Annotated in this window: 21 protein-coding genes and 1 tRNA gene; 15 read left to right on the forward strand and 7 right to left on the reverse strand. The window is 69.0% G+C overall.

Features of this window, described 5'->3' with window-relative positions; all coding sequences use genetic code 11:
- Positions 1-45 precede the first annotated feature (45 nt).
- Entirely contained in the window at positions 46-468 is a 423-nt protein-coding gene (locus tag ACL03I_RS03740; protein ID WP_412805143.1) for a hypothetical protein, read from the forward strand.
- A gap of 21 nt (positions 469-489) precedes the next feature.
- Here ACL03I_RS03740 and ACL03I_RS03745 read toward each other — a convergent pair whose 3' ends face one another.
- Positions 490-819, reverse strand: coding sequence for an ArsR/SmtB family transcription factor (locus tag ACL03I_RS03745; protein ID WP_355070134.1), 330 nt, complete (start codon positions 817-819; stop codon positions 490-492).
- 93 nt (positions 820-912) lie between these two features.
- On the opposite strand from ACL03I_RS03745, the gene ACL03I_RS03750 reads away from it, so the two are divergent.
- From ACL03I_RS03750 to ACL03I_RS03780, 7 genes are all read left to right on the forward strand, one after another.
- On the forward strand, positions 913-2127 hold the full coding sequence (locus ACL03I_RS03750) for an MFS transporter (RefSeq protein WP_412805144.1): 1215 nt from the start codon (positions 913-915) through the stop codon (positions 2125-2127).
- Between the two features lie 70 nt (positions 2128-2197).
- Positions 2198-2273: transfer RNA gene (locus ACL03I_RS03755), tRNA-Gly, on the forward strand.
- A 387-nt stretch (positions 2274-2660) separates the two neighbouring features.
- Positions 2661-2792: a hypothetical protein gene (locus ACL03I_RS03760; protein WP_364426928.1), complete on the forward strand. Its 132-nt coding sequence runs from the start codon at positions 2661-2663 to the stop codon at positions 2790-2792.
- Positions 2792-3790, forward strand: a complete 999-nt coding sequence (locus ACL03I_RS03765) for a PfkB family carbohydrate kinase (RefSeq protein ID WP_412805145.1) — start codon at positions 2792-2794, stop codon at positions 3788-3790. The genes ACL03I_RS03760 and ACL03I_RS03765 overlap by 1 nt, the downstream gene beginning before the upstream one ends.
- Before the next feature lie 293 nt (positions 3791-4083).
- Positions 4084-4761 (forward strand): PAS and ANTAR domain-containing protein, encoded by a 678-nt coding sequence (locus ACL03I_RS03770; protein WP_355070142.1) that lies wholly within the window; start codon positions 4084-4086, stop codon positions 4759-4761.
- A 150-nt stretch (positions 4762-4911) separates the two neighbouring features.
- The gene (locus ACL03I_RS03775) at positions 4912-5409 is read left to right on the forward strand and encodes an STAS domain-containing protein (protein ID WP_412805146.1); all 498 of its coding nucleotides are present in this window, start codon (positions 4912-4914) and stop codon (positions 5407-5409) included.
- A gap of 89 nt (positions 5410-5498) precedes the next feature.
- Positions 5499-6320 carry an RNA polymerase sigma factor SigF gene (locus tag ACL03I_RS03780; protein ID WP_355070146.1) on the forward strand — a complete coding sequence of 274 codons (822 nt, stop codon included), beginning with the start codon at positions 5499-5501 and terminating at the stop codon, positions 6318-6320.
- 43 nt (positions 6321-6363) lie between these two features.
- On the opposite strand, the gene ACL03I_RS03785 is transcribed toward ACL03I_RS03780, so the two are convergent.
- Together ACL03I_RS03785 and ACL03I_RS03790 are read right to left on the reverse strand one after the other, a co-directional pair.
- Positions 6364-7317, reverse strand: coding sequence for a helix-turn-helix transcriptional regulator (locus ACL03I_RS03785; RefSeq protein WP_355070148.1), 954 nt, complete (start codon positions 7315-7317; stop codon positions 6364-6366).
- A gap of 218 nt (positions 7318-7535) precedes the next feature.
- A complete protein-coding gene (locus ACL03I_RS03790) occupies positions 7536-7688 on the reverse strand; it encodes a hypothetical protein (RefSeq protein WP_412805147.1) in 153 nt (50 codons plus the stop codon).
- 9 nt (positions 7689-7697) lie between these two features.
- Between ACL03I_RS03790 and ACL03I_RS03795 the strand changes: the two genes are divergently transcribed.
- Positions 7698-7847 (forward strand): hypothetical protein, encoded by a 150-nt coding sequence (locus tag ACL03I_RS03795; RefSeq protein ID WP_355070152.1) that lies wholly within the window; start codon positions 7698-7700, stop codon positions 7845-7847.
- A gap of 46 nt (positions 7848-7893) precedes the next feature.
- On the opposite strand, the gene ACL03I_RS03800 is transcribed toward ACL03I_RS03795, so the two are convergent.
- Together ACL03I_RS03800 and ACL03I_RS03805 are read right to left on the reverse strand one after the other, a co-directional pair.
- Positions 7894-8322: a low affinity iron permease family protein gene (locus ACL03I_RS03800; protein WP_355070154.1), complete on the reverse strand. Its 429-nt coding sequence runs from the start codon at positions 8320-8322 to the stop codon at positions 7894-7896.
- Between the two features lie 132 nt (positions 8323-8454).
- Positions 8455-9411 carry a YihY/virulence factor BrkB family protein gene (locus ACL03I_RS03805; protein ID WP_355070156.1) on the reverse strand — a complete coding sequence of 319 codons (957 nt, stop codon included), beginning with the start codon at positions 9409-9411 and terminating at the stop codon, positions 8455-8457.
- 198 nt (positions 9412-9609) lie between these two features.
- Between ACL03I_RS03805 and ACL03I_RS03810 the strand changes: the two genes are divergently transcribed.
- Positions 9610-10098 (forward strand): FBP domain-containing protein, encoded by a 489-nt coding sequence (locus tag ACL03I_RS03810; RefSeq protein ID WP_364426907.1) that lies wholly within the window; start codon positions 9610-9612, stop codon positions 10096-10098.
- Positions 10099-10414: 316 nt separating this feature from the next.
- Here ACL03I_RS03810 and ACL03I_RS03815 read toward each other — a convergent pair whose 3' ends face one another.
- Positions 10415-10807, reverse strand: a complete 393-nt coding sequence (locus ACL03I_RS03815; RefSeq protein WP_397275681.1) for a DUF4440 domain-containing protein — start codon at positions 10805-10807, stop codon at positions 10415-10417.
- A 91-nt stretch (positions 10808-10898) separates the two neighbouring features.
- Between ACL03I_RS03815 and ACL03I_RS03820 the strand changes: the two genes are divergently transcribed.
- Positions 10899-12011 carry an alcohol dehydrogenase catalytic domain-containing protein gene (locus ACL03I_RS03820; protein WP_412805148.1) on the forward strand — a complete coding sequence of 371 codons (1113 nt, stop codon included), beginning with the start codon at positions 10899-10901 and terminating at the stop codon, positions 12009-12011.
- A gap of 50 nt (positions 12012-12061) precedes the next feature.
- On the opposite strand, the gene ACL03I_RS03825 is transcribed toward ACL03I_RS03820, so the two are convergent.
- A complete protein-coding gene (locus ACL03I_RS03825) occupies positions 12062-12496 on the reverse strand; it encodes a MarR family winged helix-turn-helix transcriptional regulator (RefSeq protein WP_356961451.1) in 435 nt (144 codons plus the stop codon).
- Between the two features lie 55 nt (positions 12497-12551).
- On the opposite strand from ACL03I_RS03825, the gene ACL03I_RS03830 reads away from it, so the two are divergent.
- The 4 genes from ACL03I_RS03830 to ACL03I_RS03845 all read left to right on the forward strand — a co-directional run bounded on the left by ACL03I_RS03830 (position 12552) and on the right by ACL03I_RS03845 (position 14884).
- On the forward strand, positions 12552-13019 hold the full coding sequence (locus ACL03I_RS03830) for a hypothetical protein (RefSeq protein ID WP_412805149.1): 468 nt from the start codon (positions 12552-12554) through the stop codon (positions 13017-13019).
- Between the two features lie 99 nt (positions 13020-13118).
- Positions 13119-13865 (forward strand): 4-hydroxy-tetrahydrodipicolinate reductase, encoded by a 747-nt coding sequence (gene dapB, locus ACL03I_RS03835; RefSeq protein WP_397275686.1) that lies wholly within the window; start codon positions 13119-13121, stop codon positions 13863-13865.
- Between the two features lie 37 nt (positions 13866-13902).
- On the forward strand, positions 13903-14403 hold the full coding sequence (locus ACL03I_RS03840) for a hypothetical protein (protein ID WP_364426890.1): 501 nt from the start codon (positions 13903-13905) through the stop codon (positions 14401-14403).
- A 28-nt stretch (positions 14404-14431) separates the two neighbouring features.
- Complete coding sequence (locus ACL03I_RS03845; RefSeq protein ID WP_355070171.1) at positions 14432-14884, forward strand: flavodoxin family protein; 453 nt, start codon at positions 14432-14434, stop codon at positions 14882-14884.
- The last annotated feature ends 5 nt before the right edge of the window (positions 14885-14889 follow it).

A 14889-nucleotide genomic window follows, 5' to 3' on the forward strand; every position in this document is an offset into this window, starting at 1 on the left:
GATTGTCCGGGTGTCGGATCCGGCGATCTCTGGCAAGGAGTCGAGATGAACCGAACAAGTCGTGTCCTTCGCCTGCTCGGCGCGGTTTCGCTGTCCGTCGTCGTGCTGGCCGGGTGCGGCGGAACGGACGCGGACGCGGGCAAGCCGGGTGAGCCGACCGAGGCCGCACTGCGCACGGAAGCCACGAAGATGACCGAGGCGCTGGCGAGTCACGACTACGCCGCCGCGTACCGATTCCGTTCCGCGCGTTGCAGGCTCACGCTCAACGAGGACGACTACGTGGCGTCCATGGCGCAGCTGTACGACGGCCGGGACCTGAAGTCGAAGCCGTCGGAGATCACGGTCACCACGTCCGGATCGACCGGGACGGTCACGGTCAAGAATTTCGACGCCCGCGCCGCCCAGGACGACTCGAAGCCCAAGACCTGGACATTCGTCGACGGGCAGTGGCGCTTCGACAACTGCTGACCGCAGACCCGCTCGGCCGGGTCATTCCGGCCGGGCGCGGTTGGCGGCCGCCACGATCGTCGGCACCAGTCCGGGCAGAGCGGACTCGAGGTCGTCGGTGCGCAGACGCTGGCAGGTCTGGCCGTCGATGACCAGACGCTCGATCACGCCCGCGTCGCGCAGGATCTTGAAATGGTGGGTGGCGGTCGACTTGTTGATCACCTCGTAGAGCGCGCCGCAGCGGACCGCCGTTCCCGCGTTGCTGAGCCGGCGCACCATTTCCAGGCGCACCGGGTCCTGCAGCGCGCTGAGCACCGCGGGCAGGGTGGCCACCGGGGGCGCCTGCTGGTCCGCGTCTCGGACATCGACCATGATCTGGCTCACTCTCGGGTTTGATGATCGTCGTACCGGATGTATCGTCGACTGCTGTTCGATCATCATCAAACCTACCTGATCGGAGTTCCGATGGCAGCGACGATGGCGGTGGCCGTCGACGAGCAGACCTCACAGCGCTGGGCTTACGCCCTGGTGCTGGCGGCCAGCGGCGTGGCGCTGGGGGTTTCGGGCGTTCCCGCGCCGCTCTACGGCATCTATCAGAAACAGTGGCATCTCTCGCCGCTCACCACGACCATCGTGTTCGCGGTCTACGCGGTGGCCGCCCTGGGCGCGGTGCTGGTATCCGGGCGGATCTCCGATGTGGTCGGCCGGAAACCGGTGCTGCTCGGCGCCTTCGCCACAATGGTCGCCGGATTGCTGGTATTCGTGCTCGCCGACAGCGTGCCCATGCTGCTGCTGGCCCGTGCGCTGCACGGCGTCGCGGTCGGCTCGACCGTGGTCGCGGGCGCGGCCGCGCTGCTGGATCTGCGTCCGCACCGCGGCGCGCGGTCCGGGCAACTCAGCGGCGTCGCGTTCAACGTGGGAATGGCGGTGGCGATCTTGGGCTCGGCGCTGCTGGCTCAGTACGCGCCGCATCCGTTGCGGACGCCGTACGTCGTGATCACCTTCGTCTGCCTCGCGATCGGCGTCGGCGTGCTCGCGCTGCGCGAACCGCATTCGGCCCGGGTGGCCGGGCGCATCCGGATCGCGAAACCCGCCGTGCCGCCGGAGATTCGGGCCGACTTCTGGTTCTCGGCCATCGGCGTGATGGCGGCCTGGTCGGTGCTGGGCGTGCTGCTGTCGCTGTACCCGTCGCTGGCCACGCAGCAGACCGGCATCCACAACTTGGTTTTCGGCGGCGCCGTCGTCGCCTCGACCGCCCTCTCCGGCGCCACCGCGCAACTGTTCGCGACCGGCGTGCCCGCTCGGCGGGCCGCGATCCTCGGCGACACCGGCATGGCGCTGGCGCTTGTGCTGACGGTGCCCGCGCTGGCCACACACAACTGGGTGGTGGTGCTCGCCGCGGGCGTCGCGCTGGGCGCGACCTTCGGACTCGGTTTCGGCGGATCGCTGCGCCACCTGTCGGATGTCGTGCCGCAACACAAGCGCGGCGAGACCATGTCGGCGTACTACTTGCTCGCCTATTCGGCCATGGCGCTGCCCACTATCGCGGCCGGTTGGGCGGCCACCACCTGGGGCCTGAGCGCCGTGTTCCCGTGGTTCGTCGGTGTCGTCGCCGTCGCCTGCCTGATCGCGGCCGGTCTCGGCCTGCGCCGCGACCGGTCTGGGGTCGTACGGGCATAGCGGCGATTGGCTTTTTGTCATGAGTGTCCGCTAATGTTCTGTGTCGCATCACGGTCACCGCGATGCGAATGCGGATGTAGCGCAGCTGGTAGCGCATCACCTTGCCAAGGTGAGGGTCGCGGGTTCGAATCCCGTCATCCGCTCCACGAAATCACCCGGCCGCTCCGCCGGATTCACGCGATCACATCCAGTCGATGGTCACTCGCCATCCCCCGGTGGACCTGCTGTGCGGTACCGGCCAACCAGCGTAGAACGTGTATCAGTCGCCTGGTGAGCGGTTCCCCGGACTCGCGCGGATGCGAGGGATCGATCGCGCTCGTCTGTCCCATGCGACCTCCTGTGGAGACGATCCGACGGCCCGGCACGAATGTCGTCGTTCTACCCGGGGTCCGAAGGCACAAACCGCGCCGCATCCGAGACGGAATGTTTCGGCGCGGTCGGTCCGGGCATGTCCGCACGTGCGGGCTTCGCCGTGAGGCCCGGATCGGTAACTGCGCGTTCCATCCAATCGTCCTCGGCGAACGGAGACAGCAGTGCAGATCGTCACGGTGTCCGAGCACGCGGGCCCGACGGCCGGATCCGGTGGCGACGGCCGTGGCGGGAGCGCCGCCGAAGCCCGGCACCTGTCGGCCGACTTCGGGTCTTCCCAGCTGGAGCGGCCGTGATGGCAGCGGGCGACCCGCTCGTCGTGATCGGCGACGCGCTGCTCGACATCGATGTCGAGGGCCGCGCCGACCGATGCAGCCCGGATACGACCGCTCCCGTCGTCGACGTCGCGCACCGGACGTTCCGCCCCGGTGGCGCGGGATTGGCGGCCCGGCTCGCCGCGGCGCAGGAGCGCGAAGTGGTGCTGATCGCGGGCTTCGCGGAAGACGAGGCGGCTGGCCGGCTGCGCGGGCTGCTGGACTCGCACGTGCGGGTCATCGCCCTTCCCCAGCGCGGTTCGACGGTCTGCAAGCAGCGAGTGCGGGCGATCGGCCCCTGCGCCCCGAACGGCCACGCCCGTGCCCGGCAGTCCCGGCGGCCCATCCTGATCACCAGAATCGACTCCGGCGCCGGGCAGGTCGGCGCCGACCTGCTTCCCGACGAGGCGGTCGCCGTGCTTGCGGCGGCGCGCGCGGTCCTGGTCTCGGACTATGGTGGCGGCGCCGCGGCCCACCCGCAGATCCGTGGGCTGCTGCGCGCCCACGCCGACCACGTTCCGATCGTCTGGGACCCCCATCCCCGCGGACCCGTACCGATCCCGGGCGCGGCCCTGGTCACCCCGAATCACGCGGAAGCGCTCACCCTGCTGTCCGGGCGGCTCGACGACGGACCTGACCTGTGGAGGCTCGCCAAAGGGTGGGCTGTCGGGGCGATCGCGGTGACCCTCGGAACGGAAGGGGCCCTGGTCTGCCTGCGCGCGTCGGGCAAACGCCTGCGCATCCCGCTTCCGTCCGTGGCAAAGGCGCCGGATGGCGCCGACACCTGCGGTGCGGGGGACAGCTTCGCCGTTGCCGCGGCAGCCCGCTTGGCCGAGGGGCGTGGACCGGAGAGCGCGGTGCGCCGCGCGGTGCTCGCGGCAGCCGAGTTCGTCGGGTCGGGCGCCGCCGCCGCGTTCTCGGAGACGGAAGCGGCGACGGTTTCCGGAGCGTCCGCAGCCTGGGACCGGCTGTGGACCTGATCCGCCTGCCTCGAAAACCTTGTGTACCAAGCGATCACCCCGAAGTTCGGAAACCGAGTCCTGCCTCGCTTTTCCGGCGGTAACCGAACCTCCTCGTGCCCGAGCCCGCCGCGGATGACATACTGGGTTCGCAGGTCACCGGCTGCCATCACGATGTGCGCGCGCCGGCCGTTGAGTCAACAGCGGATTCTCGGCCGAACGCGCCCGTGTCCGCGCGATCCCGTCGAAGGGATGGCGGCGGTGCCGTGGTGTCGCGGCCGCAAGCCCCTGTACCTCGGAGAGGCATTGCATTCATGACTCAACACGTGCAACCCCACATGTCCGACGTGCTCGCAGATAGCTCCATGCCGTCGGACCAGCCCGCGGTGGGAAGCTTCCGGTTCTGGTTCGCCACCCGTCGCTGGGAATGGTCGGCCGAGGTGTATCGCATGCACGGCTACCGGCCCGGTGAGATCGAGCCCACCACGGAGTTGTTGCTGGCGCACAAGCACCCGGACGACCGCACGCACGTCGCCGAGATCATCGAGCGCGCCATCGACCGAGGGGAGACCTTCTCGAGCAGGCACCGGTTCATCGACCTGTCCGGTCAGGAACACACCGTGCTCGTCGTCGCCGACCGGATCCTGGACGACGCCGGCACCGCCGTCGGCACCTCCGGTTTCTACGTCGACCTCTCCGGCACCATCGCCGAAGCGCACCAAGCCATGCTCGCCGCGACCCTGCCCGGACTCTACGAGAATCGCGCGGTGATCGAGCAGGCCAAAGGGGTGCTCATGCGCATCTATCAGATCAGCGCAGATCAGGCGTTCCAAGTGCTGCGCTGGCGTTCTCAGGAGACCAACACCAAATTGCGAGCGCTCGCCCAGCAACTGATCGCCGAACTTCCGCTCGTCCCGCCGCCACCTGCGGACCTGGTCGCCGCGTTCGACCACATCCTGCTCACCGTCCATCACCGGATACCGCCCGACTGATCGTGCGAGAGGCGGTCCCCCGGCGGTGCGGGCATTTCGTTTTTCGGACCGATGTTCCGTGGGACTTCGTCTAACGCGCTGACATGCACGTCGATGGCTGTCAGGCTCGAGCATGCGGTCTCGTGCCGACACCGGCCGCGGGAGGTGCGCATGACCTGTCAGTACGGCGTGAAAGGCATCCGGACCGCGGATGGTCTGCTCGTGGTGACGTACGGTGAACTGGACGCGGCGAACGCCGACGAGTGCTTCACCGCGATCATCGATGTCGTCGAAAACTACTGCGACACAACCGCGAATCCCACTTCGGTCGTGATCGACCTCTGCGGGCTGCGTTTTCTTTCCTGCGCGGGCGTCAGTATGGTGCTGCGGCTGGCGAGATGGGCTGCGCGAGCGGGCATCTCGGTCGGCGTGACCGTGCCCGACGACGGCCCCGTGCGGCGCATCGTGGACGTCCTCGGAGTGGGACGGAGCGTGCCGGTCGTCGCGTGCCCGGCGCCTGCGGTACATGGCGGCGCCCACGACCCGCGCGAGTGCCGTTCGTCCGGAGTTCCGCTCCGGCGGCGTCCGGCGCCGACCCGCGGTCCCGAGAACGCAGATCCACGCTGTCGGCCGTCCGATTTACGAACAAGACCGCCCACGAGCGCTTGAGGCAGCCGCCGGGCGGTACCCCGCGATCATCGCCTCGTTCACCACCGGTGAGCGCGTCGATCGCTGGACAACGGGAATCGAGGAAGCTCATGTCATTGGCGACCGCGAACCACAGGACCGCCACACCCCGCCGGACGCGGCGCGGAACCGACAGCTACGACGGCATCGAACCGTGGCTGGAGAAACTGTCCGCGATGGACGAGAACGATCCCGAACGCTCGCGATTGCGGGAAGCGATTCTGCGGCGGTGTCTACCGCTCGCCGAGCACATCGCCCGTCGCTTCGTCGGTCGCGGGGAAAACTACGACGATCTGTACCAGATCGCGACTGTGGGGCTGGTGCTCGCGGTCGATCGGTTCGACCCGGCGCGGGGACCGTCGTTCCTGTCGTTCGCGGTCCCCACGATCATGGGCGAGGTGCGTCGCCACTTCCGCGATCACAGCTGGGCGGTGCGGGTGCCGCGCCGGATCAAGGAGATCCAGTTGACGATCGGCCCGGCCGTGGAGCGGCTCTCCCAGCGCCTGGAACGGATGCCGACCGCTCTGGAGATCGCCGTGGAGTTGAACCTCGACCTGACGGAAGTCACGCAAGCGCTGCTGGCAGGCAACGCCTATTCCACGAACTCGATCGACGCCGTCGTCGAGGACGACGACACCGGCAGCACCTCGGTCCGGATCGCGGAGACCTTCGGCGAGGAGGACCCGTCCTACGAGTTGACCGACGAGGCCCTGGCGATCGCTCCGCTGCTCGCCGAACTGCCCGAGCGAGAGCGGCGCGTGCTGCACATGCGCTTTTTCGAATCGCGCACGCAAGCACAGATCGCCGCGGTGCTCGGCGTCTCGCAGATGCACATCTCCCGGGTGCTGGCACGGACGCTCGCCGAGCTGCGCGAGCGCGCCATGCGGGACTGACCGCGGTCGCCCGGACTCGTCGCGGGCCGAAGGCCCCGCCGCGTCACGCGCTGAGCGTCGTGTGCGGGGGTCGGCCGTACGCGCCGCGATAGGCGGTCGCGAATCGTCCCGGGTGAGCGAAGCCCCAAGCCGCGGCGATGGAGGTCACTGTGTGCCCGTCGTCGGGCGAGAAGTCGCGCAGTTGTTCGTGCGCCCCGCGCAGGCGAAGCCGCCGCAGATACGCCATGGGCGTGGTGTCCAGATGGCGGCGGAACGCCAGTTGCAGCGCACGGGCGCTGACATAGGAGGCCGCGGCGATGTCGGCCACGCTGATGTCCTCGCACACATGTGCCTCGAGGTACGCCACTGCGCGCCGCACGGTGTCGGGATGGGCGTCGTTGCGGTCGCCAGCCGTCGGATCCAGGTGTGCGGTGCTCGGCAGGGTGTGCAGCACGGTGGCGGCCAGGTACTGCACGGCGGTGGATGCGATCAGCGGCGCCTCGCTGGCCACAGGATCCGCGGCGACACCGCGCATATGCCCCAGTACGTCGGACAGATGCTTCGCCGCGACCGCGGAGACCGGGCGATGACCCGTCAGGCGAACCGGCTCCAGGTCGTGCTCGGGGCTCGCGGCCGCCACCCGGGTCAGCAGCGCGGGATCGAACATCGTGATGCGGTAGCGGGCGTGGTGGACCACCCCGGAGTACGGCAGGTCCGGTGGCGTGAGCAGCCCGAGTTCACCGGGCTGGAAGAAGTCGGTGGTGCCGTCGGCATAGTTCTCTTCGATCGATCCCGAGTCCACCTCGCACAGGCAGATCTTGCCCAGCGGCTGAGCGTCGTACTTCATGTCGAAGCTCAGGTCGAGATCATCCAGGCTGACCGGACCGAGCATTTTCCGGGTGATGTCCGTGCGCACCGCCACACCGGTGCTGGTGCCGATCCGCATCCTGGTGTAGTTGGAATTGAGGAATTCCTCTGTGTCGCCCAAACTGTCGCTGTGGAAGGCCAAGGACTCCATTGCTGCGACACTCCTGCTGTTTCGATAAGGCATCCCGCCCAGCACGTCGTAAAAGGTTTGTCGAGCAACTCTGCTTCGACGTGCGGCCTGGTCACAATCGTGGTCGATTCAGGCGAGGCGCGCGGTTGGTACCACCAACTGCGACGAGGCTCCGATCCCGCACGCACCGAGATGAGGTGAATACCCGCTCCGGCTGCGTTTCAACCGTCGGGAGACTCCTACTCTACCCGCCGCGCGGCGATCGCACCGGGCGCCTGGGACGGGCACGCGCGGGTGGCGCGGGCATCGACGTGTTTCGTCCGCACCTGAGCGGCCACCCTGACCACGAAGGGCGCGGTGGCGTCCTTCTGCAACGCCGTCCCGAGAGACAAGGAGGCCCTATGGTTTCGCAGGACACGATCGCGCAATTGCGCCAGGACATCACCACCGCCTCGGACGCGGGTGACGAGGCGAATGCCGAGCGCCTGCGCCGTGAGCTCGCCGAAGCGATCCGGGAAGCCGACAAGAGCGGCGAGACCGAGCAGCGGTGACGGATCGGCGGACGCGCAGGCCGGCTGCTGCCGGCCTGCGCGCCGATCATCCCGCGCTCTCCCGGTTCTCGAGGCCGACGGCGTCGGTGAGTTCGCGGCGGTGACGCAGGAGTTCGGGGTGCTCGGAACTCAGCTCGCGCATCAGATCGCCAAGCCCGTCGGCGATGGCGTTGAGCTTCTGCTGGATGGCGGCGTCGGAGCGGCTCTGGGTGTTCTGCAGCAACGCGACGAGCAGGAAGGTGATGATCGTCGTCGCGGTGTTGATGACCAGTTGCCAGGTGTCGACGCTCGGCAGCAGGAAGATCGTCGGCGCCCACACCAAGACCAGGATCACACAGAAGACGAAGAATCCCGCTTTGGAGGCCAGTGCGCTGGCCGCTGTCGCGAAGCGGTCGAACACCGACAGTTTTCCCTTGATGTCCGACGGCATGGTGGCGGGCTTTCCGGCGACGGGGTTTTCAGTGCGCTGAGCCATGCGAATCCTCTCGAAAATGCCCGATCCAGACGGGCTTCGATTTACCTGCCCGGACGGGTTCAAACGCCGTGTGCGGCGTGGCTGTGTCACCGATGCGCCGGCGCTTCCCCGCGAAACCCTTGCGGTTGTCGCTCATTCGTCCGGCTCGTCGCGCGGCGGCAAGTAGGGCTCGGCCTCCTCGGGGTGGCCGCCTGCGATGCTGCGCGCACGCGCGAGTTCGGCATCGAGTTCCGCCCCCAGCAGGATCGCGATGTTCGAGATCCACAGCCAGACGAGGAAGACGACCACGCCACCAAGAGAGCCGTAGACCCGGTTGTAGGAGCCGAAGTGGCCGACATAGAAAGCGAATCCCCAGGACGCGCCCGCCCAGAGGAGAACGGCTATGGCGCTACCGGGCGTCAGCCAGCGGAATCCCGGCTGCCGCACGTTCGGCGCCGCCCAGTACAGCAGGGCGAAGACCAGACCGATCAGTGCCATCATCACCGGCCACTTGACGATGCCCCACACTGTGATCGTCGCGTGCCCGAGGCCGAGCCACCGGCCGATCTGCTCGGCCAGCGAACCGCTGACGACGACGCCGACGGTGCAGGCGCCCAGCAGGACCACCACCGCGGCGGTCAGGGCGACCCGCACCGGCACGGTCTTCCAGACGGGCCGCCCCTCCGCGATGTCGTAGATGGCGTTGGTCGCGCGCATGAACGCGCCGATGTAGGCGGACGCGGTCCACAGCGCCGACGCCAATCCGAGCAATGCCAGCGGTCCGGCGGGTGCTTGCGCTTGCTCTATGTTGTTCACCGCGTCGACGAGCAGATCGGTACCGCTGCCCGGCGCGATCTCGCGCATGGTGTCGATCAGCGCCTTGGTGTCGTCGCGTCCCAGCATGCCCAGTCCTGCGGTCAGCACGATCAACCCCGGAAACAGCGACAGCACGCTGTAGTACGTCAGCGCCGCGGCCCAGTCGGTGAGATTGTCCCTTTGGAACTCGCCGACCGACCGCTCGACCACGCCCCACCACGACCGCCACGGCAGATCCGCGGGCCCGCGCAGCCGGCGTCGCACCGCAAACCTCTTCTGCAATCCCTGCGCCACCCGCCTCACCTCCGCTCGCGACGGATACCCGGCAGGTGGGCTCCGAAACAGATTCGGAGGCAGTGATGTTCGATGATTTCGGCGCACTCGATGGGTGCTGGGCGCGGTGCCCGGAGGGCGGAAAATCCGTTGTTCCCCGTAGCACGGAACCGTAACGTCGCTCGAGTTTGTCCACCGATCGACCGAAGGAGACCCATCGTGGAACCCGTCACCGAACGCGACATCAGGTCGTCGTTCGTCAACTGTTCGAAAGGCGACGCCAAACGGCTGCCGGTACCCAAGGACCTGGACGAACGGCCCTGGGCGGATCTGGACTTCCTCGGCTGGAGCGATCTGTCTCTGCCCGGCCGCGGCTACCTGGTCGTCCCGCGGGACGACCGCTTGGTGGGCGTGGCGCTGCGCTATGCGACCGGCGGCACCGGCCGGGCGCAGATGTGCACGATCTGCCTGACCACCCATACCGGCGGCGGGGTCTCGCTGATGACCGCGCACAAGGCGGGCGAATCCGGCCGCAGGGGCAACTCGGTCGGCACCTACATGTGCACCGATCTCGCTTGCTCGCTCTACGCGCGCAACAAGAAACGCCCCGCACTCGGGAGCCGATACCGCGAGGACCTCACGCCAGAAGAGAAGATCGAGCGGGTGCGCGACAACCTGAACACGTTCCTGGCGAAGCTGTACGCCTGATTCTCGCGCCCATCCACCGGCAGCCCGTGCGCTGCCCGCCAGAACGGAGGTAGATGCCATGTGCCGACATTCGACAACCGCACTATCGAGCCACCTCGAGTCGCCTACACCGCAACGGGACTCGGGGTGGCCGTGATTCCTCGCCGGTCGAGTCGGCCCGGAGCGCCCGGGTCGTCCCGTCCGGCGAGGAATCACCGCTCCGGAGATACCGAGCGCATCAGCCCGTCGGTTCGTCGTGCGCGGGTTCCCACACCGCGGGCAAGCTGGGAGCGCCGGGGACCAGAACGCATCGCGCGCATCCCGATGCTGGGAAGGGTCAGGTCGGTGCGGACTCGGTCTCGTGCACCGTCAGCCAGCGAACCGCGCCGGGGTCATCGGTGGTCAGCACGGCGGTCACCCGGCGGCTGTTGACGCTTCCGGCCGTCCGATGTGTCTCCAGGAATCGCACCACCGCGATGTCGCCGGAGCGCAGGAGTTCCTCGACTTCGGACACTTCGATCGCCAATCCGGGCAGAGCGTTTCGCGCGCCGCGGACACCCGCGAGCAACGCGCCGCGCCCGAGTACTTCGCCACCGGTCGTCACCATGCTGAACCGCTCGTGCTGCGCCGCGGCGAATCGCTCGAACACCTCCGCCTGCGCTTGCGACCCGAGCCACGTGGCGAGGTCGGCGTGCAACCGCTCGACCGCATCCACCAGATCCACACCCATGCGCGGCATCGTACGCAGGCGGCGACCGACGTGGCGAGGAGCGGCGACCGTCCCATGTGCCCGGACCGCAGGGCGCGGTAGCGTCGGCGGCATGAAGATTCGTGGAGCGGTCCTGGAGCAGATCGCGGCGCAGGCGCCCTTCGCCGAGTCGGCGCCCATCACCGTGTGCGATCTGGAGCTGCGCGAGCCGGGGCCGGGAGAACTGCTGGTCCGGATCGAGGCGGCGGGGATCTGCCATTCGGACCTGTCCGTGGTGGACGGCAACCGGGTCCGGCCGGTGCCCATGCTGCTTGGCCACGAGGCCGCGGGCCGGGTGGAAGCGGTCGGTCCCGGTGACGGCGATATCGCGGTCGGGCAGCGCGTGGTCATGACGTTCCTGCCGCGGTGCGGTGAGTGCGCGGGGTGCGCGACCGACGGTCGCACGCCTTGCGTGCCCGGCAGCGTCGCCAACAACGCGGGCGAATTGCTCAACGGCGGCAGGCGGTTGTCCCGTGACGGCGCCGAGGTGCACCACCACCTGGGTGTGTCCGCTTTCGCCACCCACGCGGTGGTGGATCGCAGGTCGGTCGTGCCGGTCGAGGACGACGTGCCCGCCGAGGTCGCCGCCGTCCTCGGTTGCGCCGTGCTGACCGGCGGTGGCGCTCTGCTGAACTCGGCGCGACCCGGCGCCGGTGACCGGGTGATGGTCGTCGGCCTGGGCGGCGTCGGGATGGCGGCGGTCCTGGTCGCGGTGTCGCTCGCCGCCGAGGGACACGAGGTGATCGCGGTCGACACCGTGCCGGAGAAGCTGGCGCTCGCCCGGGAATTGGGCGTGCACGCGGCGTACACCCCGGCCGAGGTCGCCGAGCTCGGTGCGCAGGCCGAGGTGGTGGTCGAGGCGGCGGGCAACGTCCGTGCCTTCGAGACCGCCGTCGCCGCGACCGCTCCGGGCGGCACGACCGTGACGGTCGGACTGCCCGCTCCCGACGCCCGTGCCAGCATCTCGCCGTTGGCGCTGGTCGCCCAGGGGCGCTCCATCGTCGGCAGCTACCTCGGTTCCGCGGTGCCGTCGCGGGACATCCCCGAGTATGTCCGCATGTGGCGGGCGGGAAGTCTGCCGGTGGAGCGGCTCGTCTCGGCGCACGTCGGGCTCGACGAAATCAACCACGCCATGGACGAACTCGCCGCGGGCCACGCCTTGCGGCAGGTCATCGTCTTCGACTGACCCGGCGCGCCGCAGGAGCCCGTTCGACCGCGGCGTGCGGCGCGCGTCGCTCAACCGGCGGGCCGGTCCATCCGGTCGACGAATCGCTCCAGCAGGCGGGCGAACTCGGCGCGCTCGGCGGGGGTCCAGTCGGCCATGGCGGCGGCCATGGCGGCGCGCCTGCCCGCTCTGGCCTCGGCCACCGCGTGGTTCCCGGCGGCGGTCAGGCGCAGGACCGAACGCCGTCCGTCGCGCTGATCGGCGACGCGTTCCAGCAGGCCGGAGGACACCGCCTGGGCTGCGAGGCGGCTGGCCCTCGGCTGATCCACGCCGAGCGCGGGAGCGAGCGCGCCGACCGTGTCGGCCGCGCCGTCGGCCACGGCGTCCAGCGCGCGGAACACCGCGACCGGAATCGCGCCGTCGCTCAGCGCACCGCGTGTCTGCCTGCGCCGGATCCGAACCATCGCCGCTTCGACGGCGACGGTGATCGCATCGTCCTCGTCCATTCGCTCACTTTGTCATGCCCTGAATTTATATGTAATACTACATGTAGTTGTTGACATGCATAGATTGGAAGTGGTCATGGCCGTTCATCGCCCCATCGGGTACTGGCTGGTGGAGCTCGATCGACTGATCAACCAGCGCTTCGACGAAGACCTCGCCTCGGGTCGACTCACTCGCAGGCGCTGGCAGGTGACGCACTCGCTGGCCGACGGACCGCAGCGCGCCGATGACATCCGCCACGCGCTCGACACGTTCTGGACCGACGACTCCGAATGGCCGACCGAACTGGCCGGACTCGTCGCCGACGGGCTGGTCTCCGACGACGGGGGCATGCTGTCGCTGACCGCTGAGGGCCGCATCACTCACGACCAGGCATTCGTTCGGATCGCCGAGCGTAGAAGGCAATTCGCGGAGGGAATCAGTGACGAACAGTTCGCCGCGACCGTGCGGACCCTGCAGCGGATGGTCGAGAATCTCGGCGGCGCGCCGAACTCGGAGATCGGGGAACCGCAGCGGGCGCGATAGGCGGTTGCCGCCCTTTCGCGGGGCACTGTCGGGCGGCGGGTTCGCGGTCGGCCCGGCCCATTAGGCTGATCACGACCGGAAACGGAACGAGGAGGTGCGGTGGCCATTCGGGTCGGAGTGCTCGGAGCGCGAGGCAAAGTCGGACAGGCGATCTGCGCGGCGGTGACGGCGGCGGACGATCTGGAACTGGTCGCCGCCGTCGACAAGGACGATTCGCTCGACGGGTTCGTCGCGGCGGATACCCAGGTGGTCGTCGACTTCACCCACCCCGACGTGGTGATGGGGAATCTGAAGTTCCTGGTGGAGCACGGCATCCACGCGGTGGTCGGCACCACCGGTTTCGATGAGGCTCGCTTGGCGGAGGTGCGGAGCTGGTTGTCGGGTCGCCCAGGAGTCGGCGTGCTGATCGCGCCGAACTTCGCCATCGGCGCGGTGCTGACCATGCGTTTCGCCGAGCAGGCCGCCCGGTTCTTCGAATCGGTGGAGGTCATCGAGTTGCACCACCCCAACAAAGCGGACGCGCCGTCCGGGACCGCCTACCGCACCGCGGGCTTGATCGCCGCCGCCCGGGACAAAGCGGGCCTGAACCGCAGTCCCGACGCGACGACAACCGAGCTGGAGGGTGCGCGCGGCGCCGAGGTGGACGGGGTGCGGGTGCACTCGGTGCGGCTCGCCGGTCTGGTCGCCCACCAAGAGGTGCTGTTCGGCACGCAGGGTGAGACGCTCACGATCCGGCACGACTCGATCGACCGCTCGTCGTTCGCCCCCGGTGTGCTGCTCGGCGTGCGTGAGATCGCGAACCGCCCCGGCCTCACCGTCGGGCTCGACCCGTTCCTGGACCTGTGAGCCGGCGGCGAGCGCCGCGGCGGGCTGGAGCGCGACCGTGAGCGGCTCGGAGCCTGCCGAGCGCAAGGGCAGCGGGGAAATCGTCAAGGTGGTCGCGCCGATCGCGGCGCTCATCTTGGTGCTCGTGTTCTATTTCCTGCTGCTCGGCCGGATCGCGTTCAGCCTGATCGGTTCGGGCGAGGTGGCGGCGATCGTGATCGGCGTCGGCGTGCTGATCCTGCCGCTGCTGGGCGTCTGGATCGTCGTGGCCACGGTGCGTGCGGCCCTGGCGCATCAGCAACTGGCGCGGCGCATCCACGACGAGGGCCTGGAACTCGACACCTCCGCGTTGCCGCGCCTGCCGTCCGGCCGCATCGAACGTGCGGCCGCCGACGAGCTCTTCGCGACGGTCAAGGCGGAGTGGGAGGCCGACCCGGACAACTGGCGCGTCTCCTACCGCCTCGCGCGCGCCTACGACTACGCCGGTGACCGCACCAGGGCCCGCGAGACCATGCGCCGCGCGGTCGCCCTGGAACGGCACGAGCGCGGCACCGACTGACGAGCGCGCGGGCCGATACCATCGCAGGGTGGCCCGGTTGCTGATCATCCATCACACGCCGTCCCCGCACATGCAGGCGATGTTCGAGGCCGTCGTCTCCGGGGCCACGGACCCCGAGATCGAAAACGTGGAGGTGGTGCGCCGAGCCGCGCTGGCCGTCACCGCGTCCGACGTGCTGGCCGCCGACGGATATCTGCTGGGCAGTCCGGCGAACCTGGGATACATGAGTGGTGCGCTCAAGCACGCGTTCGACACGTTCTACTATCCGTGCCTGGACTCCACGCGCGGGCGTCCGTACGGCATGTATCTGCACGGCAACGAAGGCACCGAGGGCGCCGAGCGCGGGGTGGCGAGCATCACCACCGGACTGGGCTGGGAGCAGGCCTCCGCCGCGGTCGTGGTCTCCGGTCCGCCCGCCAAGGAGGATTTGCAGCGGTGCTGGGAGCTGGGCGCCACGCTCGCGGCCGGGCTGATGCCCTGATCCCC

The organism is Nocardia sichangensis (assembly GCF_047200615.1).
GTDB lineage: Bacteria > Actinomycetota > Actinomycetes > Mycobacteriales > Mycobacteriaceae > Nocardia > Nocardia sichangensis.

Bases quoted from the DNA above. Each gene is read 5' to 3' on its own strand.
- ACL03I_RS03740 (WP_412805143.1), top strand. From the start codon at position 46: ATGAACCGAACAAGTCGTGTCCTTCGCCTGCTCGGCGCGGTTTCGCTG.
- ACL03I_RS03795 (WP_355070152.1), top strand. From the start codon at position 7,698: ATGGTTTCGCAGGACACGATCGCGCAATTGCGCCAGGACATCACCACC.
- ACL03I_RS03780 (WP_355070146.1), top strand. From the start codon at position 5,499: ATGTCATTGGCGACCGCGAACCACAGGACCGCCACACCCCGCCGGACG.
- ACL03I_RS03770 (WP_355070142.1), top strand. From the start codon at position 4,084: ATGACTCAACACGTGCAACCCCACATGTCCGACGTGCTCGCAGATAGC.
- ACL03I_RS03800 (WP_355070154.1), bottom strand. From the start codon at position 8,322: ATGGCTCAGCGCACTGAAAACCCCGTCGCCGGAAAGCCCGCCACCATG.
- ACL03I_RS03765 (WP_412805145.1), top strand. From the start codon at position 2,792: ATGGCAGCGGGCGACCCGCTCGTCGTGATCGGCGACGCGCTGCTCGAC.
- ACL03I_RS03830 (WP_412805149.1), top strand. From the start codon at position 12,552: ATGCATAGATTGGAAGTGGTCATGGCCGTTCATCGCCCCATCGGGTAC.
- ACL03I_RS03825 (WP_356961451.1), bottom strand. From the start codon at position 12,496: ATGGACGAGGACGATGCGATCACCGTCGCCGTCGAAGCGGCGATGGTT.
- ACL03I_RS03820 (WP_412805148.1), top strand. From the start codon at position 10,899: ATGAAGATTCGTGGAGCGGTCCTGGAGCAGATCGCGGCGCAGGCGCCC.
- ACL03I_RS03775 (WP_412805146.1), top strand. From the start codon at position 4,912: ATGACCTGTCAGTACGGCGTGAAAGGCATCCGGACCGCGGATGGTCTG.
- ACL03I_RS03815 (WP_397275681.1), bottom strand. From the start codon at position 10,807: ATGGGTGTGGATCTGGTGGATGCGGTCGAGCGGTTGCACGCCGACCTC.
- ACL03I_RS03745 (WP_355070134.1), bottom strand. From the start codon at position 819: ATGGTCGATGTCCGAGACGCGGACCAGCAGGCGCCCCCGGTGGCCACC.
- ACL03I_RS03750 (WP_412805144.1), top strand. From the start codon at position 913: ATGGCAGCGACGATGGCGGTGGCCGTCGACGAGCAGACCTCACAGCGC.
- ACL03I_RS03785 (WP_355070148.1), bottom strand. From the start codon at position 7,317: ATGGAGTCCTTGGCCTTCCACAGCGACAGTTTGGGCGACACAGAGGAA.